We start from the raw sequence: 20,535 nt of genomic DNA, 5'->3' as shown, positions 1-20,535 counted from the left end.
TTTAATTAAAAGGTCTGCTAAGCATGAATGTTTTAGTTACAGGTGGCATGGGTTACATTGGTAGCCATACAAGTATCCAGATGATCAACGCAGGTATGACACCTGTACTTTTTGATAGCTTGTACAACAGTAAACCAAGCGTTCTAGAGCGTATCGAAAAAGTCTCGGGCGTTCGTCCCAACTTCATTGAAGGTGACGTTCGTGATAAAGCGCTTTTGACTGAAACCATGAAGCAACACAACATCGAAGCGGTTATCCACTTTGCTGGTCTGAAAGCCGTCGGAGAGTCTGTGGAAAAGCCTCTTGAATACTACGACAACAACGTAAACGGCACTTTAGTTCTTGTTGATGCAATGCGTGATGCGGGTGTAAAAACCTTGGTATTCAGCTCTTCAGCAACGGTATACGGCGATCCTGCAAGTGTGCCAATTACTGAAGACTTCCCAACCAGCGCAACCAACCCATATGGTCGTAGTAAACTAATGGTTGAAGAGTGTTTAACCGATTTCCAAAAAGCCAATCCGGATTGGAGCATTACACTGCTGCGTTACTTTAACCCTGTAGGTTCACATCCAAGTGGTGAGCTAGGTGAAGATCCGCAAGGTATCCCAAATAACCTAATGCCATTTGTCTCTCAAGTAGCAGTAGGCCGCCGTGAATTCCTATCTGTATTTGGTAGCGATTATCCAACAAAAGATGGTACTGGCGTTCGCGATTACATCCACGTAATGGATCTGTCTGATGGCCACATCGCAGCGCTTGAAAAAGTAGGGCGCAAAGATGGTCTTCATATCTACAACCTTGGCACTGGTAACGGTTCAAGTGTATTAGACATGGTTAAAGCGTTTGAGAAAGCGAGCGGTAAAGATATCCCTTATAAGCTTGTCGAGCGCCGCCCGGGTGACATCGCAGAATGTTGGGCAGATCCTGCTAAAGCTCAGAAAGAGCTTGGTTGGAATGCAACACGTACACTGACTGAAATGACTGAAGATACATGGCGCTGGCAGTCAACCAATCCTGATGGTTTCCCTGGTTGATCTAGTTATTTCATGAATAGTTAACTTACAAAAAGATGCTTTACGGCATCTTTTTTGATCTAAATCGAATAAAAAGTAAATTAGTGGTTAAAAAGTATCATTCTGTATCTGTTGTGTTATCATCCACGCGAATTATATGTTTAATGTTAATTTTCTTTGGAGTTAATCATGGAACTAGGCCTAATCATCACTTTCATCGTTGCTGCTGCAGTAATGGTTAAGAAAGAAATGGCAGAGAAGTAATTTCACTTTATCCCTTTTTGATACAATTTTTAGTGAAATAATAAAAGCCAGCATTTAGCTGGCTTTTTAGTATCTGCAATTCAGGTTTTAAACGAATTAGAATTCGTATTTAGCTGAAATACCGTAGTTTCTTTCTGCTTGAGAGTTCTCTTTGTAAAGCTCATCATCGCCGCGAATGTCATTCCAACGGTAGTACTCTTCGTTAGTTAAGTTGAATACTCCACCACGAATAGTAAGATCTTTCATTGGCTTGTAGTAAGCCGTCAAGTCAACAACCGTTGCACTCGGAAGCTCAGCTTGACCAGCGTTACCGCCGCTTTCGTCATCGAAGTTGATGTCTGAACCAGACTTGTTAGCCGTGTAGTTTAACTTAAGGCTAGTACCCCAGTTTTGGTTTGGAGCATCGTAGTTAAGACCTAATACAGCATTCCAAGGATTAACACTATTCAGTGCATTACCGTTTCCATCTTCACCTTCTGTGTATGAAGCAACGAAGTGGGTTGAAATACCCTTAGGTGCACCAACCAAAACATCCCATAGTAACGTGTTAGAGAATTCAACACCCTTAATTGTTGCCGAATCTAGGTTAACGTTAGAGTAGTGTGTAGTCCCGCCAACTTTTTTCGTTACCACTGTTTCGATGAAGTCATCGTAATCACTGTAGTAAGCCGCAATTTCAGACGATGAAGCCTGTGTATTATGACGGTAACCTAGCTCGTAAGAGATACTGGTTTCTGACTTAAGGTCCGGGTTTGGGTCGTTTACGTAACCATGTCCTGGGTTGTCGTACGTGTAGTACAGTTCATCGAAAGAAGGGGCTCTAAAGCCTTGGCTAATCTGGCCAAAAATGGTGCCTGTATCAGTAAGTTTGTATGTTGATCCTAAACGTCCAGTTACCGCAGAATCAGAGAAGTCCGTAAGTGACTCACCCGTATTTTTACCAGGGTCTGTAGAGAAGTAATCGAAACGAACACCTGGAGTAACAACAAGTTTGTCGTTCATTAGGCTAATTTCGTCTTGTACAAACAGACCAAACTTCTGCTCTTTAGCATCAGGAGTGTATACATAAAGCTGATCATCAGTATCAGGATCCGAGTTGTACTCCATGTTTGTATTGCTAATATCACTATGTGTGTATGTTGCACCATAAACTAGGTAATGGTTGTTAATCTCTTTGTCTAGCTGAGTTTCGATCTCAAGCTTATCTTCGGTGTATTCATAGTCCTTTGTTTGAAGATTGTCATTGTTAGCAGGGACATAAGGTGGGAAACCAGGACCTGCTGGTTTAAAGCGCTTCGTCACCCCATTTTCTTCTTTAGAGATGTATGACACTTTGCTCGTTACTGTGTCAGCGATAGCGCCATCAGCGAACCAAATGTGTTTAATCGCAAATCGATTTTGCTCTGTATCATCTGCACCCGTGTAACTATCGTAGCTTGAGTGATAAATGTCAGAGTCAGAAGTATCTTTGATTAGCTCAGCTAAAAACTCAATACGATGGCTTTCGTTCAATTGGTATTGCAATTTTACTAAAAGGTTATCTGCAGATGTGTCTTGATCTTCTACTGCGTAATTCTCTAAGTTATTAGAGTCGCGGAAGTTTTGAAGCTCTTCACCGTCACGGCGAGTGTAGGCAACCAATGTTTCTAAATCACCAAATCGATTAGCTAATGCAACGTGCTCACTGAAAGAGTTATCTTCTGAAGAGTAAGACAGTTTCGCTTGGCCACCGAAGTCTTCGCCATCTTTCAAGAAATCAGAAGGGTCTTTAGTTTCGAAAGCAACAACACCACCAATAGCGTCACTTCCGTGTAAACTTGAAGCCGCGCCTTTGATGATTTCAACGCTTTTCAACATATCTGGGTCGATTGAGATACCGCTAGAGTTAATAAATGCATAAGGGCCACCATCAAATGAACCTGGTTGCGATGAGCCATCTACTAAGATCTTAACGCGCTTACCTTCCATGCCACGAATATTGATAGTTTGTGCACCTTGGCGGGAGCTTGAGTTCATCGTTACACCTGGAGTGTATTCGAAGATTTCATTCACGTCTTTCGCCATATTCTCTTCAATTTGCTTATCCGATATAACAGTAACAGAAGCCGCTGTATTGATAAGTGTTTGATTAGTACGAGTCGAAGATACAACAACCTCGTCAAATAGGGCATAATCTTCAGCAAAGGCTGATGTTGATGAAAGCGCTAAAACGATTGACGCAGAGAGTAGGGATTGCTTATACATCTGATAGTTACCTTAATTCCATAGTATTATCTTGATTTGCGAAAGATAATATTGGATCTAAATGATAATTACTATTATTTGCATTTAAATTTATTTGTACTTTTGTCATTAAAACACGCCCAAATCGTATAACCCATTGTATTAAAAGACCTTTAATGGTTCCATTTATCTGGTGAATGCTTCCATTTTTGTGATTAACCTCTCATTTATAAAGTAGGAAACTGATGCATAGTCCAATAACACTTGAAGCGTTACACATATTAGATGCCATCGACCGACGTGGAAGCTTCGCCGCTGCGGCCAATGAAATGGACAGAGCGCCTTCATCACTCAGTTATCAAATACAGAAGCTTGAACAAGATCTGGACATCATGATTTTTGACCGTTCTGGACATCGTGCAAACTTCACAGAAGCGGGCCAGTTGATACTTGAGCAAGGTAGGGTAATTCTTGGGGCAACAGAACGCCTTGTTAACGAGGCAAGCATTCTAGCCAATGGTTGGGAGCTCGATTTGACCATCGCCTTTGATGGTATTATCCCGATTGCTAACTTTTTCCCTCTGGTAGATGAACTAGGAAAAATCAGTAAAACACGTGTTCGTTTGCAAGAAGAGATCTTAGCAGGGTGTTGGGAATCCCTTTCAGACGGCCGAGCAGATTTACTGGTGTGCCCAAAGGTTGACACTATCCCAAACGACATGAAAAGTGACGTTGTCGGTAAAATGGAAATGGTTTGGGTAGCGGCATCGAACCACTATGTTCACAAACGTTCTGGTGAATTCGACCAAAAGGCGAGAGAAAGTTACAGGGTTGTTGCTATTGCAGATACCGCGCGCGATCAGCCTGCACTAAGTATCAATATTCTAGAAAAACAGCCACGATTAACTGTGACAAGTTTTCCAGCAAAAGTAGAGGCTTTGACATCAGGACTAGGGATTGGCACCTTGCCGAATAGTGTCGCTAAACCTTTGATTGAATCTGGCGTACTACAGCAGATCTCAGGTACCGAGCCGCAGCCTATTGACATCGTAATGGCTTGGCGACGCAACAAAATGGGCGACGCCAAGTCTTGGTGTATCCAACATCTTAAAAAGACATGGGCGTTAAAGTAACGGTAACACCATATCTGCAGTACCGTCTTCAAAACTGATATCTAGCTTAAAACCGAGCTTTTGAGCTAGTGTTAGCATCCCTCTATTGGTTGGCATCGTCATACCCGACATCTGTTTAGTCTGCTTCGCTCGGCAGTAATCTATAACCTTAGTCATCAGAATGCGACCTAGACCAACACCTTTAAGGTCAGAACGAATCAATATTGCGAATTCGGCGTCCGTGTTCTCAGGGTTAATCAGCGCACGGGACACGCCGATGATCGCTGGAACGCCTTGCTCCTCGCGAACGACCACAAAGGCGATTTCTCTATCAAAATCAATCTGAGTGAAATTCGCCAACGCCTCATGATTAAATTCACCGACATCACTAAAGAAACGCTTATAGAGATCTTCTTTAGACACTCGGTTAATGAAGTCAGCATGAAGCGGTTCATCTTCGGGAAGAATAGGGCGTAGCAACACTTCTGTCCCATCTTTTAACTGGATGCGTTCTTCAAGCTCGACTGGGTAAGGGCGAATTGCCAACCTTTCTTGCGGATCCCCCTCGTAGGCTTTCAATATGATATCGGCGTCTAATATCGTGAACTTGTCTCCGTTGGCCAGCACTGGATGGATATCCAAATCATGTATTTCAGGGCAATCAACCACCATCTGCGATATACGAACCAATAATTCAGAAAGGCCCTCTATATCAATCGGGTTAGGGAGTTTTTGTAGACGAATCTTGCCGCTTTTTATCGCTCGAATAATCAAGTAACGTGCCAGTGTCATGTTGAGCGGAGGAAAAGCAGCGGCGGCATCAATCGATTCATCCCATTCCGAACCACCTTGTCCAAGTAAAATGATTGGGCCGAAGGTTTCGTCTGTTGTAACCTTAATACGCAGTTCTTGGCCACCCGCGAGCTTGGCCATACCTTGAATCAACAAGCCATGGATGTGCGCTGTAGGGAAGGATAATTGAGAACGATCGAGAATTGCCTGAGCCGCATTGGCAACTTCACTGCTGTTTCGCAAATTGAGCATCACGCCTTGTACGTCTGACTTATGTGCAATATCCGGCGAACGTAATTTTACTGCGACGGGATAACCAATCGTTTCAGCGATGTGTACTGCTTCACTTGGGTCAGAAGCGATCCAAGTTGGTAACACATCGAGGTTGAAGCTCTTGAAAAACTGGCTATTTTGGTGAGTATCAAGACTCACTGTATCTTTACCCAGTAGTTGTCGTTCTATCCAATTTTTCGCATCTGCTAGATCTTCAATGTGTACTTTTTCTGCAGTAGTCGGCGTTTCCATTAACTGACGTTGGTTACGTCTGTACTCGACTAAGTGCATGAATGCGACCACTGAGCTTTCAGGGGTTCGATAGGTAGGGAAACCCGCTTCGGTAAACAGCTTTCGTGCAGGCCTTGCTGTTAGCTCACCAGACCAATTCGTCAGGATGTTAAAGCGCTTGTGGCGAGGGTGCTTTTTAATCGCTTCAATAATTCGCTCTGCCGTTTTGGCTGAATGTGCGACCGCAGAAGGGCTGTGCATGATAAGAATCGCGTCCGCTTCGTCGCCATCGAGTAAGATGTTTATGGTGTCGATATAACGCTGATCACCAGCGTCGCCGACAATATCGATAGGATTGCTATGAGACCAACTCGATGGCAAAACCTTGTTCAACTTATCAAGTGTCTCTTCTGAAAACTCTGCGAGCTTACCACCGCGGTCAAATAGGGTATCCACCGCCATAATCGCAGGGCCGCCACCATTAGTAACAATAGCCAAGCGCTCGCCACGTAAGGGGACTGAATGAGTCAGTGTTTCTACCGCAGCAAACAGTTCATGTAAGTTCTTAACTCGTAGCATGCCGCTGCGTCGAATTGCAGAGTCGTAAATGATATCTAACGTGTCGGCGCCGCCAGTGTGTGCCATTGCTGCGGCTCTGCCTTTCGCCGTTCGACCGCCTTTCAACACCAAAATTCGTCTGTTACGCGAAGCCGCACGCGCTGCAGAAATAAAGCGCCTCGCATCAGTAATGCTGTCTACATAAAGCAATATCGCTTCGGTGTGAGAGTCGGTACTGAGATAATCCAATAACTCCGAGAATTCGATATCGCTACCATTGCCTATAGAGATAAACGCCGAAAAACCGATCTCTTTGTCATTAGCCCAATCGAGAATAGTGGTACACACAGCTGCCGACTGAGAAACAAAGGCGATCTTACCGGGTAATGCTGTCACTGGAGAGAATGAGGCGTTCAAATTTAACCAAGGGACAATCACTCCCAAACTATTAGAACCCAACACTCGAATGTTGTGTTTTTTTGCAATCGCTAGGCATCGTTCATCATACGTCTCACCATTGTCGCTTTCTTGCTGCATGTCGGAAGAAAGCACAATCACAGACGCAATCCCTTTCTCAGCCAGCTCTTCAAAAATAGCGACATTACGGGTCGCATTGGTACACAAGATTGCGAGATCAGGAACAATCGGTAACGACAAAATGTTCTTGTAAGAAAGCACACCGGCCACTGAATCATATTTCGGCGTAACCGGCATCACCGCACCTTTGAAATCCCCGTGCAATAAGTTGTTCATAACAATATACCCTGCGCGCGTTTCTCGTTGAGAAGCACCAACAACAGCGATTGAACGGGGTTTAAGTAGGGGATCAAGATGATTCATAGACATATCCTAGCAATGCACGTAAGTTCATCGTAACTTACTTTGCACTTACGGGTTGATGGCAAATTCACCGAATTCAGATGAATAAGCAAACACTGCATAAAGTTTGTGAAATAGGTCACCCACTAATGGTGTATAATCTCAAAGTTAACTTGATTCTAAACCGACGTATCGGCATGATTTATAGTAATTATTATTAAGGATATAGAGCTTTCCATGAAAAAATTTGCAATTGTGACTTTGCCACTGCTCTTGGCTGCATGTGTATCTGACGACTACGTTACCAATGTCACTTCAGATAGTTATCAAGAAGAGTACAAAACGGCAAAAGTTGAAGCTCCAGTTGTATCTCAATCTGAGCAAACAAGCGTTGTTGAAGAAAATGTTGTCAACGTTATCAGAACCGAACCTGTTGAACAGAAAGTCGCTCAAACGACTAAAACTAAGCCAGTTGCAGTAGTGACAGGCCCAACCAAGAAACAACAAGACATGAACCAACGTTTTGGTTACACAGTTCAAGTTGTTGCTGTTGGCAGCCAAAGTAAAGTCGATTCTTTCGTGAAAATGCTACCTACGACTTCTCAACCAGTTTGGGAAAACTACAAAATGGTTAACGGCACTAAGTGGTTCACGGTACTTTATGGTGACTACGCAACGCGCTTAGAAGCTAAAAAGGCAATCTCAACACTGCCGAACACTTTCCAAAACTTGAAGCCGTTCGTTAAGAGCATTGATGACATCAAGAACTCTGAATACCCAACGCTTAACAAGTTGAACTAAGTTTTGATTCATAAAGAAGGGGCAAGTGCTCCTTCTTTTGTTTTAAGACTCGCTGTTTTGTTTAATAGTTAATCGCTCGATCTTTCGAACGCAATTTTAACAGTCAAAACACTGTACCTATCTCGACTTTTGTTTATCATTGAAGTCAGTACTCCTAGTTTCAAGGACCGAATTTACCCATGAACACCACAAACATCCTTCTACTTTGCGGCGGTGGATCTTCAGAGCATGAAGTGTCTTTAGTTTCAGCCAACTACCTTTTTGAACAACTCAATACCGTTGCAGATTTTAACGTTGTGAGAGTTGAAATTAAAAACGAAGGCTGGTGTCTTGATTCTGGTGAATTGGTTTATCTTGATATTAATGACCAAACCTTACGCGGTGACAATTTAGCATCTAAAGTGGATTTCATTGTGCCTTGCATCCACGGCTTCCCAGGTGAAACAGGTGACATTCAATCACTGTTTGAAATGGCTAAAATTCCATACCTAGGTTGTGGTTCAGAAGCGAGTAACAACAGCTTTAACAAAATCACGTCAAAGCTTTGGTACGACGCACTCGGTATTCCAAACACGCCGTACCTGTTCTTATCAGACAACAATGACCAAGCTCACTCACAAGCAATTCAAGCATTTGAAAATTGGGATAAAGTGTTTGTGAAAGCGGCTCGTCAAGGTTCTTCTGTAGGTTGTTACCAAGTTAACCAAGTAGAAGATTTAAGCGAGGCTATCAACAAGGCGTTTACTTTCTCGGACCAAGTATTGGTTGAGAAATCAGTGGTGCCTAGAGAGCTAGAAGTTGCTGCTTATGAAATCGATGGCGAGCTGCATATCAGCAAGCCGGGCGAGGTGATTGCACCTAATGGCGCATTTTACTCTTACGAAGAGAAGTACAGTGCGGACAGTCACTCGATCACTGAAGTTGAAGCAAGTAACTTAACAGACGAACAGCGTGAATTGATTGCAGACAGCGCACGAAAAGTCTTCACTCAGATGAAGCTTCGCCATTTGTCTCGTATCGACTTCTTCTTAACGCAAGACAACGAAATCTACCTGAACGAAGTCAACACCTTCCCAGGTATGACGCCAATCTCCATGTTCCCTAAAATGGTTGAGCATGACGGCCACAAATTCAGCCAGTTCTTGGAGAACTGCGTGAGAACTAGCCTTTCTTAGGTTTCTAACTCGTTTTCGTTCACTTAGAGCGGAAGCCAAAAGTGCCTTAAGCTTTCGCCAAGGCACTTTTTGTTTTTAAAGCCAGCCGTTTTTACGAATCTATCATTTTAGCCACAACTTATATCAACGTAGTAATATCCAAATTATCTAGGAACCGTCATTGCCAAGGTATTAACGCCTTAAACTTCATTTTTTCACTCTCAGCCGTTCCCGTGAAACCGACATATTGGGCTGGCATTGCCGGGCTAAGCCAACGACCAAAGTCCTGAATCTCTCTAACCTTAAGACCTTGTTTCGACAACTCTTGTGCAGCACCAACACGAATCGAATTTCCAGAGAAATGGAGATTTTCTGGCAGTTGAAGTAAGTCGCTAGCTCTTCTCAATATCCTATAGATGGACGAATCATCTAAAGGTTGCAAACCAATATTCTCATGCTTGTCTATCGCACGAAATACTGGCAACTCATCTTGTATACCAGTAAACGAAAGCCAACGTTGAAGTGCAACACTGGCTATTTGTGACAACTGATAAGCCGAATCTTTGACTGTTACTTGGTAATGATCTTGAACGTACTCAACATCACTCATCGATAACACCTTAAGCTCTGAGCGTTTTAAAGCACACTCGAACATCACGTTATAAATAGCGATGTCTCTGATCTCTTTCAAGTTTGCTTTCTCATGGGAGAGTAACGTATTCAAATCAGTGAGATGCACAGATGTCATAGCACTAGTTTGTTTAGCGTCACCGGCCATATGAGATTGTAAGTGGAGTAGGGTAAAGCGAACTTGCCTGTGCTTGATCGGGTTAGCAAAGCTCAACACAGTATGTAACATGCTAAGCGTTGCAGTGTAACGTTTTAGCGATGCGTATTTTCTATCGTTGGACTCCGTTTCAAGAAAACGACGAACAGCAGTTATAGATGCGGGAAGTGTGTTAATACGATGTTTGGTACAGAACGCATGATAGCGATTCCAATCACTATAAATGCCCAACAGTGAATTGCGAGAGTATTGAAATCCTGTCAACTCATCTATAATTTCTATTGTCGCGTTGCTGTTTAATTTTTCAACAAATGAATTAATTATCACAGAGTCGGTTAAAATAGGGACTTTTTTTCTCAAATTACCATACCTCGACAGGTGTTTTTACCATATTATGCTTGATATCATTATTAGTATACTTATGATTAATGCAGTGAAAACAGAAAGATGATTAATAGATATGGCTAATTCAATTTACCGAAGCGTCCATCTTCAATCGATAGATGCTAACAACACAGTTTGGCGTGCTAAGTTAAAAAACAACGTTATTCAGGGCAACCTAGCTGCCGTGAAAAAAAGTATTGATTGGTGGATTGATACCGCATCTATTATTGATCCAAAAGAATTCATGTCATTAAATAAGTCGAGAGGAACTGGTGGCTCTACTGAAAACTTCAACGGCTACCAAATCAAGAATGACACCGGTGAGCCTAATGCGTGGTATTGCATGTTTAACGGTCGCTTAATCAAAGGCGGCAAGATTGCAATTCAACGCCATATAGAAGCTTACTTACTCGCAAAACAAAAAGCAGAGCAACAAAAGAAGTAAATTATGAGCCTAGTATATTCAACAGAAACAGGTCGTATTAAGCCTGAAGAAGAGAAAGTCCAACGCCCTAAAGGCGATGGGATCGTTCGAATCCAAAAAGAAACCAAAGGCCGTAAAGGCAAAGGCGTTTCTGTCGTAACTGGCTTAGACCTAGATGACGCACCATTAAAACTAATGGCAGCAGAACTCAAGAAAGTTTGCGGCTGCGGTGGCTCAGTAAAAGATGGCAACATCGAAATTCAAGGTGATGCTCGAGACAAGATCAAAGCGCACCTTGAAAAGAAAGGCTACAAAGTTAAATTTGCTGGCGGTTAATCTCTAACTAATACCAGGGCTAAAATCGAAGATTATTATCACTGGTTATTAGGTATTTTATGGTAAATAGCCAGTATGGTTAAATACACAGTATAAATAAGAGACTATCGACACAATACAAAGGCAGGGCATCACACAAAGATACCTGCCTTATAAACACCAAAACTAATTTAACATAACGTACATAATACGCAGTCACGTATAGTTAATTCTAAAGGTAGTATTCTCATCTTTTGTTCTTAAACCCTTGTTCCGACTGACTCTCACGCTTCTTGCGCCGTTCAGAGTTTTCTTAGCGCATTTGAATTCTAATAATTATATGTACGGCCAGCGTCTACACAATTCAATCTTCATTCAGAAAATCTAATTGACGAGAAACTTTGTCCGTCTGGGTTTGCATTCATGGTTCGCAGCGCTGTGTGCAATTCTTGTGAGCATTGTTGTTGTTTCTTTTTCAGATTTCACACACGCGACCAATGTTTCCTATCAACTGCACATGCTGAGCTTTCGTTTAAATCCATCAACTAATCAAGTTCGTCTTTACATAGATTCGCACACAGATTTGTCAAACCTTCCTAACGACACTCTAGCGTTAGTACTTTGTGTTTAGCGAGATTATTAAACGGCAATGCTTGTCCTATGTTGTTTGAAACACCATGCCGAACAAGCGCAAACATGTTTGCATAGATTCATTACACTTATTGCTGGTACACAACACCGATACTTGGGAGATCCATAATCACGGTTTGCCCTGAAATTACGTTCAATGGAATTTAGGTAGCTTTGGTAATAAACCTAAGAGTTGCTTGAAACCCATTGCTCTTTGTTTTGCTTTACCTGTTTTCTCTAGCTGATATGCCCGCTTTTGAAGTCGCAATGGTGTTACCGCCTGAGATTAGAAAACTTAGAAAGCGTTTATTGGTTTATCGACACATGTAATTAACAAATAAAGTGACACTGTAGCTAGCTGTACTGGTAAAGCTTAGTCCTATGGAACACAAAATAAAGAACCCAAACAAATACTGTTTATTTATACAGTTGCATTATTAACCCCTTAAAACGGCACCTTTCGTATAAATACCGAACAAAAACAACGCTATTTAGGCATATATCGATCGCTGGGCGTGTATTTTTTGGTGAAGAACGACTGTATCTGGCTTGTTAACCAAACGATATTAGCCATACTCAATCCAAAATCGAATCCCTAGTTGCGCCTGCATACTCCATCACGCATAATGTTACAGGTTTACGTACGAAATATATTATGAGCGACAAAGCATTCAGACAACTCAACATCTTCTTCTCTGTTTTTTGCCTGGCAATGACCGTGCTGTCGCTGATCTCTTTCCATACCATCATGGATAAGAATTACATAATCACACCAGACAGATACCCTACACGCGTAAACACAGATAGAGACCATGATGGCGGCACTATAGGGTCATTACACAAGTCAAAGGACAAAATTGAGTTACAGTGTGACTTTAATCGTACCTATAGTTCACCTTTCTGTGAGGTTGAATTTGTTCTTTCAACTGAAGGTAAAGGCTTAGATCTCTCCAGATTTGATTCTGTGACCATCAATATGGAATATGAAGGTCAAGAGGATCCAAGGTTTCGATTCTACATACGTAACCACGACGAAAACTACAGCGTCCAAGGCGACCCTATTTCTAACAAGTTCAATCGCTTAGATTTCTCATTTCCGGATAGAAAACACATCGACTTAGACTACTTCAATGTACCTTTATGGTGGATTGACTACTACAACCACCCGATAACCAACAGCGGAGTCGATATTACTAACGCTGTTTCAGTTGAATTGGGGCTGGGAGCTAGCACGCTCGATGGCCACCATACTCTGACGGTCGAGAGCATCGTTTTCCACGGTAAGATTATGGACAAGGTTATGCTATGGAAGATCTTGACCAGCTTATGGGTAATCTACGCGGTCTGCTATGTCTGTGGGGCGTCATACGTGGCTAGACGAGCGAGACTGTTTTCTGTAAACCAACAGCATTTGTTAGCCCAAGAAATCGAAGAGTTAAAGATAAAGGCGACTACCGACCCTCTAACTGGCTGCCGTAACAGAACCGAAGCGTTAGATACCTTTTATGATTTTGAGCGTCTTGCACAACAAGGAAAGACAATCCATATAGCTCTGTTTGATTTGGACCATTTTAAGCAGGTCAACGACCATTACGGTCATGAAACCGGTGATCAAGTTCTTATTTTGTTTGTCTCAACAGTGATCGACAACCTTGGTGAGCAATACTTATTGTATCGCTGGGGCGGCGAGGAGTTCTTATTAGTTTGTATAGAACAAACAACGCTACAGTGTAACGAAACTATTGCCAAACTATACTCTTCAATGGACGAAACCACTTGGCCCAAAGGGCTTCACATCACCGCATCGGGTGGTTTTACCCAACTTACACAGAATGAATCGATTCGTGCAGCCATAAAGCGTGCAGACAAGGCACTCTACCAAGCTAAAGATAACGGGCGAAACCAAGTCGTTACTTTTGACTAAGCCTCGCGAGACTGGCCTGCATCTAAATATTAAACGCTCTATCAACACGCATCAACACCCTGTCGATATCTACTCTCTATTTAGTCAGCAATTACATATTTAACGACTGACTAAACAAGCCCATAAGCTTTGCTCTCTCATCAGAATTCTAATCGATTCGCACACACTATCAGTAATAGCGCCATCATTAGCATTCTCAAATTGATACGCGTCGTTTCTTAATCGACTTCTACACAACTCCTTTACGCCTCGTAAGCTACCTAAATATTTGTTCTGTAAAGCACATATGTGGCAACGAAGCTCACTCTAAGCGGTGGTAAGTCATTCGCGGTATCGGTTTTGGACATTACCGCGGTGGCTTGTCTCGCCCTGTTCTTCGATGAACTACTCATTTGTCTTCTTCTGAACATTCATGGATTCTCATCCGTTCAAAATACAAGTCACAACGTCACTAGCCATAAAAAACGCCATATATTTAACCACTTAGATGTGGTGACATAAATGCTGACACCTATAATGGCAATTGTTTTACTTTCATATCTTACTGTAATTTAATTACAACTCAAAACCAAGAAAGGCCTGAAAAGTGGATCACTCTGACGTAACTAATTGAATAAATGGTATTTAAGGGTTTTGGGTAGAGCGGGGGTTAGGCTAACTAAAGAGTTGGGATGTACGAGATAATATATTAGAGGGTAAAATATTTAGTTATAGTGCACTAAGGTGTTAAAAAAGAAGGGCTGATGCCCTACTCTTCTTTATTACTCATTTCTTCACGAATTTGCTCAGCAACGATTTTGATAGCTTGTGCTGTGCTGATGCCTTGGGTCATCATTTCTTGAATTCGTTCAACAGCTTTCTGTTGTTCTTCGTGAGAAAGGGTTGGTAAGTCGTTTAGCATGTTCTGCTCCTTTATTTAGGAGCAGAACTATATAAGGACTGTTAGTAACTAGCAAGGAAATTGATTGATGCACCCATTGCATTTTCGTTTGTGTAGTTCGCACTTAGATCTAGCTGAAACAGGTTCAATGGTGAGATACCAATACCAGCTGTCACTGTTCCTTCTGAATCAGAGTAAGCCAGGTTCTTGTAATACCCTCCCCTTAGCTTAAGCTGACGTAACAGGTCGACTTCAGTACCAACACGAATCATCTGTTCGTTGTCTTCGAACGAAGTAAACTTCTCTGTCTCGTTTAGGTCGTAATCAACACTCAACGTAAAGTAATCAGAAACGATACCTGCACCCACTGTGTATACCGGCTCTAGTTGGTAAGTGTATTTACCACCAACTTGGTGGGTCGCGCTACTTGTGCTGCTGGTAAGTGTTCTTGTTGTATCTTTGGTTTCGATATCTCTAGAGATCAAGTTAGTTGCTGCAACACCCACTCGGAACGGGCCGAAAAACCAAAGTGCACCGGCATCCATGTTGAACGCAGTGTCGCCATCGCTGTTTTCTCTAACGTCAGACAAATCGTAATCATTAACCGACGCAACATAGTTGTACGTGTAAATACGTTGGATCTTAGGTGTGATACCAAATGAGATGTGTTGCCCCATAAAGGTTTGGTATTTTGCTAGAGAAAGGCCAACTTCTGCTACACCGATTGAAACCGCTTCAACAGTAGACAATTCTACTTTGTCTTCATCTGAACCTGTCGTGTAAACGTTAGGAGTCGCAAATGATTCTGTATAGGCTTTAGCGAAAAGGTTTGCCGCGACAAACTGATTAGGAAGCGCAAACGCGACAACACCACCCAATTCTACATTAGCTTGGTTGCCATCAAGTTTATTAAGCGCTGCATCTAAGTCTGCGGTGTTTGACGCATCAACGACACTATCGATATTCGATTTCATGTCGTTAGGGTCATTATAGTTACCGCCGAAACTTGGCGTGATCATTCCCATGTCATCATTACGACGATAAATCGCAACAAGTGCGGGGTTATAGAATGGAGCTGTTAGGAAGTTTGCTGAAACAACACCAACACCACCCATCGCATCACCACGCGCTTCAATGGCGTAGTTTGCTGCTGAAAGAGGAAGACTGGCGAATGCAATTGACGCTGCGAGTAGTTTTGTAGTTTTTTTCATGCCGTTTATCTTTGTTAGATCCCTTACATAGTTAACGGCACAATTTTAAATTACTTTAACTCTTCTTCGCTAGAAATATCATAAGTTTTACTGATAGTTTGTGCTTGTTCTATCGCTATGTCGCCTTGCCAGCGTGAATGCACCATTGAAACCGTTAAAACATAGCGATCATTGGGAAGTTCTTCGCCAGTAAGGTTCATTGGATAATCAGATTCGTAGCTCTTTCCCCACACTTGTTCATAGTGTTCATCAACGTAATCGTACAAACCGATTTCGAGCTTAGGGAGCGGACAATAAGGATTGAGTAGTTCTTTTTTATCGATTCGCCACGTGTCTTTTGATGCCCAGCGAACTTGTTGACGCATGGCCACTTCACCCAGAACAACCCAAGTGCTCCAAGACTTTCCGCCATCATCTTTTACGCTTAAACGATATAAACCGGATTCAAGTTGAGAGGCTAAATTGTAACGCTTGCGGTATAGACTCACCGATGCGTTGTTTACCACTTCACTGTCTTTGGTTAACTCACTATCCGAAGAAACGATCTTATCGACCCACTTCTCGAAGGTAATGTCTTGAATGTTGTTTTCGGATTCGACATTAATCGATACACGAAAGGTGTCTCGGCCAGGGCTTTGAATGATGTGTCTTTTTACGACGACTGAACTGATCCAGTCTGGAAGTGTTTTTCTGGTGAGGGTTTTACCACAATCTTTGTTCAATGCTTGATCGAACAGTTCATTGAGGTGATCTTCTCGTGATTGAGAAGAGTTGATTTGCCAAACTTCCACTAATGAATCAAACATCTGAGGTAAATCATTATCTAGCAGATGTTTATGAACTTGGGTCAGGGCATCGCTGCTCTTAAACCAATCCGTTGCTTGCGCGGTATTCGCTACGCAAGAAAACAGTAATAGTGGAAGTAAGGCTATTCTCATTACGCTTTCATCTTGTAACCAACGCCACGCAGCGTTTCAATTTCTAGACCCGGCAGTTTCTGTCTTAGTTGCAGAACATGCGTGTCTACCGTACGTGTTGTTGGGAAATGGTTGTAACCCCATACATGGTCAAGCAGTTCATCACGTGTAAATACACGTCCAAGGTTACTTGCCAAGAACAGTAATAGATCAAATTCAGTGCGCGTTAACGTCACTTCCTGTTCATTGAAAAACACTTCACGTGTCGCTTTATCGATAATAAGATTCTGAGCGATAACTTTTGATGCATCTTGTTCTTCTGAATCTGGTAGGCGAAGTTGAGCACGAATTCGAGCAAATAGCTCAGCCTCTGCGAATGGCTTTGTTAAGTAGTCGTTTGCACCTGAATCTAGGCCCGCTACTTTGTCTTTTACTGTCACGAGAGCCGTCAGCAAAATAACAGGGATATCTTTCTTTTTCTTCCAACCTGGAAGCGAATCTACTGAGTCGCCATCAGGAAGTTGACGGTCTAGAATCACTAGATCCGCTTGTTCCCAGTAGCCTTCAACTTCAGAGATCAGTTCTGCATGCAAACATTCATATCCAGCTTGCTCAAGGCTAACTAATAAACCGTCAGCTAAATTTTTATCATCTTCAACGAGAAGCAATGTCTGTTTCACAAGGTATCTCCAAAATAAATGTTGTTGGGGGGCCGATAAGCGTCATGTGACCGCCCATTTTTCCAACCATAGATTCCACTATCGTCAGACCTAAACCGAGTCCACTCTTACTTACGAATGGCTTTCTTAGTTGCCCCCAATCTTTGCGAGACAAGTCTCCATTATCTATAACTTTGAATGTCAGCTTCTTGTCAGAAGTATTCAGTTCTAGAATTACTGGAGCCACACCGTATTTCACGGCATTTCTGATTAGGTTATCGATGCACGTTCCTAACCAATATACGTTCACTTTTGCAGCTATATCTTTGTTTACGCGGAGTTCAATCCCCGGTGCAAAGTCTTCTTCAACTTTGTATTGGAGCCACTCTTCAACACTTGGTACCCACTCTGTCGCGAGCGGTTGGTTGTCTGATTGCAGGTAATCTTTACTTGCTTCCGCCAACTGTCTTAAACGGCGTGTATCTTCACACAGCCTACGGAACTCATCATATACTGATTCTGGCAAGTGTTCGAACTCACGCCTGAACCCTTCCACCGTCAATGATAAACTCGCAATCGGCGTTCTTAATTCGTGCGTTAGGATTTGAAGAACCAGCATACGACTCTTCATCTCTTGTTTCTTACTGTTCCAGCGGTAAATCGCCCAACCTAAGACAAGCATGATGTTGGCAATAACCAAGATAAACATGGCGACTTGCAGAAGCTCTGAATGATCTTCTATTTCCCAACACACGTTACCACGCTGGACAAAACAGCTATTGCCTTCTGAAGACAAACTAAACGATAACCCAGCAAGCGTGGCGTTTTCATTCCAGACTGATTCTTTATACAGGTAATATCTGTCGCCACGTTTTACCCACATCTCATCGAGCTCAACAAACATACTCGCACCCGCTAACAGCGCGGTAATGGCTTCACTATCCATTTGTTGCAAGCGAGACAGCAGTTCGTCGTGTTCGGTGTTTGGTCGCTCTTGAATATGCATAAAGCGCTTCAGAGAGTCGAACTTTTCTGGGTACTTCTCAACGTATCGTGCAGCATAAGAACCACCACCAGGGTGAATCAAACCACTGCGGCTAAACCAACGGTCAGAAAGCTTGGTCCCTTTACACATTGCACGAGTAAAAACTAAAGGCTCAGTAATCAACGGGCTTAACGGCAGTTTACCGCTACAGGTTTTTGATAACTGGTATAAGCGCTGGATGTCTTTTAATGGATACTCTGCTGTTTGTGGCAGCATAGAAGACGGCATGATCAAACGTGTTGGATAATCAGCCTGTAGCACTCGAATATCGTAAGATTCGATTGCCGTTTCATGATCAAAGAGTTTGGTGAAATTATCGATACGCTCAGGTAAAGAGTCAGCAAATGCGTTTGCAGACACAGACAACGTAGCGATAAGAAGAGTAAATGTTCTTTTGATGATCACAAACCAACGCAAATTCATATAGATCAACCAAATATATACCATTCGCTATCAAAGATAAATTTTTAACCGCATGAAAAACAGTGAGAATGGCGAGTTACAGAGATAAAGTCCGATATATTACGGCCATACTGTACAGACGTACTAGTAGATTGATTGACCAGCCCAGCCTAAATTCGAACAAGTTTTGCATAAGCTTGACCAGTATCGTAGCAACTGAGCCCACACATAGCATCGCTTTCGTAAGATAAAAAAAGGAGCTCAAATGAGCTCCTTATCGAGTTGTTACAGATTACTTAGAGGTGATCTCTATAGATGCTCTAAGATGCTTAGGCAGCTCTTTTTAGCGTCGCCAAACAGCATCTGCGTGTTCTCTTTGAAGAACAGTGGGTTTTGCACACCGGCGTAACCTGTGTTCATCGAACGTTTGAATACTATCACATTCTGAGCATTCCAAACTTCAAGTACTGGCATACCAGCAATTGGGCTGTTTGGATCTTCAAGTGCTGCAGGGTTTACGGTGTCATTCGCACCGATAACCAATACAGTATCTGTCTCATCGAAGTCATCGTTGATTTCGTCCATTTCCAGAACGATATCGTAAGGCACTTTAGCTTCAGCAAGCAGTACGTTCATGTGACCCGGTAACCTACCCGCTACAGGGTGGATACCAAATCGAACATTAATGCCCTGCGCTCGTAGTTTCTCAGTGATTTCATGTACTGGGTATTGTGCTTGAGCTACTGCCATGCCGTATCCAGGAGTGATGATTACTGACTTAGAGTTTTTCAGCATATCAGCCACATCTTCAGCTGATGTTTCGCGGTGTTCACCCTGCTCTTCATCGCCATCAGACACAACCACTTCTTGGCCGAATCCACCAGCAATAACGCTGATGAAAGAGCGGTTCATCGCCTTACACATAATGTAAGACAGAATCGCACCCGACGAACCAACCAATGCACCAGTTACGATAAGCAGATCGTTTGCAAGCATGAAACCTGCCGCTGCTGCTGCCCAACCAGAGTACGAGTTAAGCATAGAGACAACTACTGGCATATCTGCGCCGCCAATCGATGCCACTAGGTGGTAACCGAATGCGAATGCGATAAGTGTCATCACCATTAGCGCGAACATGCTGCCGTCCGCTTTAACGAACATGATCATCAGTAGCGTAGAAACTACGATAGCCGCTAGATTCCACTTGTGCTTATGAGGGATGTTCAATGCAGACGAAGAGATAACTCCGCGAAGTTTACCAAACGCAACAATAGAGCCCGTGAACGTCACCGCACCGATAAACACGCCAAGGAACACTTCCACTAGGTGGATAACGTGCTCTGCATGAATATCTGCAGGGTTGATAGAAACAGCAGCAGGTGGATCGATGTAGCTGTTGTAACCTACAAGTACCGCCGCCATACCTACGAAGCTGTGCAGAATCGCCACCAGCTCAGGCATTTCAGTCATTTCTACTTTTCTTGCGTAGTGGATACCAATACCACCACCGATCACCATAGCAATGATGATCCACACAATACCTGCAGAGTGAGGGCCAAAGATCGTTGCGATCAACGCGATTGCCATACCCGTGATACCGTAATAGTTACCTGCACGCGCAGATTCCTGTTTCGATAACCCAGCCAAGCTCATAATAAAGAATACAGCAGCAACAATATAAGCTGCTTGTACTAATCCTTCAGACATCTGTTAC

Annotated in this window: 17 protein-coding genes; 8 read left to right on the top strand and 9 right to left on the bottom strand. The window is 42.8% G+C overall.

Annotated elements, in window-relative coordinates; genetic code table 11:
* Window positions 1–23: 23 nt before the first annotated feature.
* Complete coding sequence (gene galE, locus HRQ85_RS06095; RefSeq protein ID WP_048608318.1) at window positions 24–1,037, top strand: UDP-glucose 4-epimerase GalE; 1,014 nt, start codon at window positions 24–26, stop codon at window positions 1,035–1,037.
* Window positions 1,038–1,376: 339 nt separating this feature from the next.
* Here the strand turns inward: galE and HRQ85_RS06090 are convergent, their stop codons facing one another.
* The gene (locus tag HRQ85_RS06090; RefSeq protein WP_048608313.1) at window positions 1,377–3,524 is read right to left on the bottom strand and encodes a TonB-dependent hemoglobin/transferrin/lactoferrin family receptor; all 2,148 of its coding nucleotides are present in this window, start codon (window positions 3,522–3,524) and stop codon (window positions 1,377–1,379) included.
* A 224-nt stretch (window positions 3,525–3,748) separates the two neighbouring features.
* On the opposite strand from HRQ85_RS06090, the gene HRQ85_RS06085 reads away from it, so the two are divergent.
* Window positions 3,749–4,636: a LysR family transcriptional regulator gene (locus HRQ85_RS06085; protein ID WP_172379009.1), complete on the top strand. Its 888-nt coding sequence runs from the start codon at window positions 3,749–3,751 to the stop codon at window positions 4,634–4,636.
* On the opposite strand, the gene HRQ85_RS06080 is transcribed toward HRQ85_RS06085, so the two are convergent.
* Entirely contained in the window at window positions 4,628–7,309 is a 2,682-nt protein-coding gene (locus HRQ85_RS06080) for a bifunctional acetate--CoA ligase family protein/GNAT family N-acetyltransferase (RefSeq protein WP_172379008.1), read from the bottom strand. The genes HRQ85_RS06085 and HRQ85_RS06080 overlap by 9 nt on opposite strands.
* A 216-nt stretch (window positions 7,310–7,525) precedes the next feature.
* Here HRQ85_RS06080 and HRQ85_RS06075 point away from each other — a divergent pair, with 216 nt between their 5' ends.
* Both HRQ85_RS06075 and HRQ85_RS06070 read left to right on the top strand, forming a co-directional pair.
* The gene (locus HRQ85_RS06075; RefSeq protein ID WP_048612674.1) at window positions 7,526–8,089 is read left to right on the top strand and encodes an SPOR domain-containing protein; all 564 of its coding nucleotides are present in this window, start codon (window positions 7,526–7,528) and stop codon (window positions 8,087–8,089) included.
* A gap of 179 nt (window positions 8,090–8,268) precedes the next feature.
* Window positions 8,269–9,264, top strand: coding sequence for a D-alanine--D-alanine ligase (locus tag HRQ85_RS06070; protein ID WP_048612673.1), 996 nt, complete (start codon window positions 8,269–8,271; stop codon window positions 9,262–9,264).
* A gap of 157 nt (window positions 9,265–9,421) precedes the next feature.
* Here the strand turns inward: HRQ85_RS06070 and HRQ85_RS06065 are convergent, their stop codons facing one another.
* The gene (locus tag HRQ85_RS06065) at window positions 9,422–10,390 is read right to left on the bottom strand and encodes a tyrosine-type recombinase/integrase (RefSeq protein ID WP_172379007.1); all 969 of its coding nucleotides are present in this window, start codon (window positions 10,388–10,390) and stop codon (window positions 9,422–9,424) included.
* Window positions 10,391–10,490: 100 nt separating this feature from the next.
* Here HRQ85_RS06065 and HRQ85_RS06060 point away from each other — a divergent pair, with 100 nt between their 5' ends.
* The 4 genes from HRQ85_RS06060 (at window position 10,491) to HRQ85_RS06045 (ending at window position 14,208) form a co-directional block, all read left to right on the top strand.
* Window positions 10,491–10,859 carry a DUF3319 domain-containing protein gene (locus HRQ85_RS06060; protein WP_052879566.1) on the top strand — a complete coding sequence of 123 codons (369 nt, stop codon included), beginning with the start codon at window positions 10,491–10,493 and terminating at the stop codon, window positions 10,857–10,859.
* A gap of 3 nt (window positions 10,860–10,862) precedes the next feature.
* Window positions 10,863–11,174 (top strand): stress response translation initiation inhibitor YciH, encoded by a 312-nt coding sequence (gene yciH / locus HRQ85_RS06055; protein WP_008221404.1) that lies wholly within the window; start codon window positions 10,863–10,865, stop codon window positions 11,172–11,174.
* Window positions 11,175–12,438: 1,264 nt separating this feature from the next.
* Window positions 12,439–13,707 (top strand): GGDEF domain-containing protein, encoded by a 1,269-nt coding sequence (locus HRQ85_RS06050; RefSeq protein WP_172379006.1) that lies wholly within the window; start codon window positions 12,439–12,441, stop codon window positions 13,705–13,707.
* Window positions 13,708–13,995: 288 nt separating this feature from the next.
* Window positions 13,996–14,208, top strand: a complete 213-nt coding sequence (locus HRQ85_RS06045) for a hypothetical protein (protein ID WP_172379005.1) — start codon at window positions 13,996–13,998, stop codon at window positions 14,206–14,208.
* Window positions 14,209–14,455: 247 nt separating this feature from the next.
* Here the strand turns inward: HRQ85_RS06045 and HRQ85_RS06040 are convergent, their stop codons facing one another.
* From HRQ85_RS06040 to pntB, 6 genes are all read right to left on the bottom strand, one after another.
* Window positions 14,456–14,608, bottom strand: a complete 153-nt coding sequence (locus HRQ85_RS06040; RefSeq protein ID WP_004731009.1) for a YoaH family protein — start codon at window positions 14,606–14,608, stop codon at window positions 14,456–14,458.
* A 41-nt stretch (window positions 14,609–14,649) separates the two neighbouring features.
* Window positions 14,650–15,798, bottom strand: coding sequence for a conjugal transfer protein TraF (locus HRQ85_RS06035; RefSeq protein WP_050622381.1), 1,149 nt, complete (start codon window positions 15,796–15,798; stop codon window positions 14,650–14,652).
* A gap of 50 nt (window positions 15,799–15,848) precedes the next feature.
* Window positions 15,849–16,736, bottom strand: coding sequence for a DUF2861 family protein (locus tag HRQ85_RS06030; protein ID WP_172379004.1), 888 nt, complete (start codon window positions 16,734–16,736; stop codon window positions 15,849–15,851).
* Complete coding sequence (vxrB, locus tag HRQ85_RS06025; protein WP_172379003.1) at window positions 16,736–17,395, bottom strand: response regulator transcription factor VxrB; 660 nt, start codon at window positions 17,393–17,395, stop codon at window positions 16,736–16,738. Before vxrB ends, HRQ85_RS06030 begins: the two co-directional genes overlap by 1 nt.
* On the bottom strand, window positions 17,370–18,842 hold the full coding sequence (gene vxrA / locus HRQ85_RS06020) for a sensor histidine kinase VxrA (protein ID WP_048608294.1): 1,473 nt from the start codon (window positions 18,840–18,842) through the stop codon (window positions 17,370–17,372). The genes vxrB and vxrA overlap by 26 nt, the downstream gene beginning before the upstream one ends.
* A gap of 288 nt (window positions 18,843–19,130) precedes the next feature.
* Window positions 19,131–20,528, bottom strand: a complete 1,398-nt coding sequence (gene pntB, locus HRQ85_RS06015) for a Re/Si-specific NAD(P)(+) transhydrogenase subunit beta (protein WP_017064580.1) — start codon at window positions 20,526–20,528, stop codon at window positions 19,131–19,133.
* Between the last annotated feature and the right edge of the window lie 7 nt (window positions 20,529–20,535).

The organism is Vibrio sp. Vb339, from assembly GCF_902751245.1.
Taxonomy (GTDB): Bacteria; Pseudomonadota; Gammaproteobacteria; order Enterobacterales; family Vibrionaceae; genus Vibrio; species Vibrio coralliirubri.
This window is presented reverse-complemented; position numbering and strand designations above follow the sequence as displayed.

Coding starts and splice junctions, on each gene's coding strand:
- HRQ85_RS06035 (WP_050622381.1), bottom strand. CDS start 15,798: ATGAAAAAAACTACAAAACTACTCGCAGCGTCAATTGCATTCGCCAGT.
- HRQ85_RS06080 (WP_172379008.1), bottom strand. CDS start 7,309: ATGAATCATCTTGATCCCCTACTTAAACCCCGTTCAATCGCTGTTGTT.
- HRQ85_RS06070 (WP_048612673.1), top strand. CDS start 8,269: ATGAACACCACAAACATCCTTCTACTTTGCGGCGGTGGATCTTCAGAG.
- HRQ85_RS06040 (WP_004731009.1), bottom strand. CDS start 14,608: ATGCTAAACGACTTACCAACCCTTTCTCACGAAGAACAACAGAAAGCT.
- HRQ85_RS06085 (WP_172379009.1), top strand. CDS start 3,749: ATGCATAGTCCAATAACACTTGAAGCGTTACACATATTAGATGCCATC.
- vxrA (WP_048608294.1), bottom strand. CDS start 18,842: ATGAATTTGCGTTGGTTTGTGATCATCAAAAGAACATTTACTCTTCTT.
- HRQ85_RS06050 (WP_172379006.1), top strand. CDS start 12,439: ATGAGCGACAAAGCATTCAGACAACTCAACATCTTCTTCTCTGTTTTT.
- HRQ85_RS06075 (WP_048612674.1), top strand. CDS start 7,526: ATGAAAAAATTTGCAATTGTGACTTTGCCACTGCTCTTGGCTGCATGT.
- yciH (WP_008221404.1), top strand. CDS start 10,863: ATGAGCCTAGTATATTCAACAGAAACAGGTCGTATTAAGCCTGAAGAA.
- HRQ85_RS06060 (WP_052879566.1), top strand. CDS start 10,491: ATGGCTAATTCAATTTACCGAAGCGTCCATCTTCAATCGATAGATGCT.
- galE (WP_048608318.1), top strand. CDS start 24: ATGAATGTTTTAGTTACAGGTGGCATGGGTTACATTGGTAGCCATACA.
- HRQ85_RS06090 (WP_048608313.1), bottom strand. CDS start 3,524: ATGTATAAGCAATCCCTACTCTCTGCGTCAATCGTTTTAGCGCTTTCA.
- pntB (WP_017064580.1), bottom strand. CDS start 20,528: ATGTCTGAAGGATTAGTACAAGCAGCTTATATTGTTGCTGCTGTATTC.
- HRQ85_RS06030 (WP_172379004.1), bottom strand. CDS start 16,736: ATGAGAATAGCCTTACTTCCACTATTACTGTTTTCTTGCGTAGCGAAT.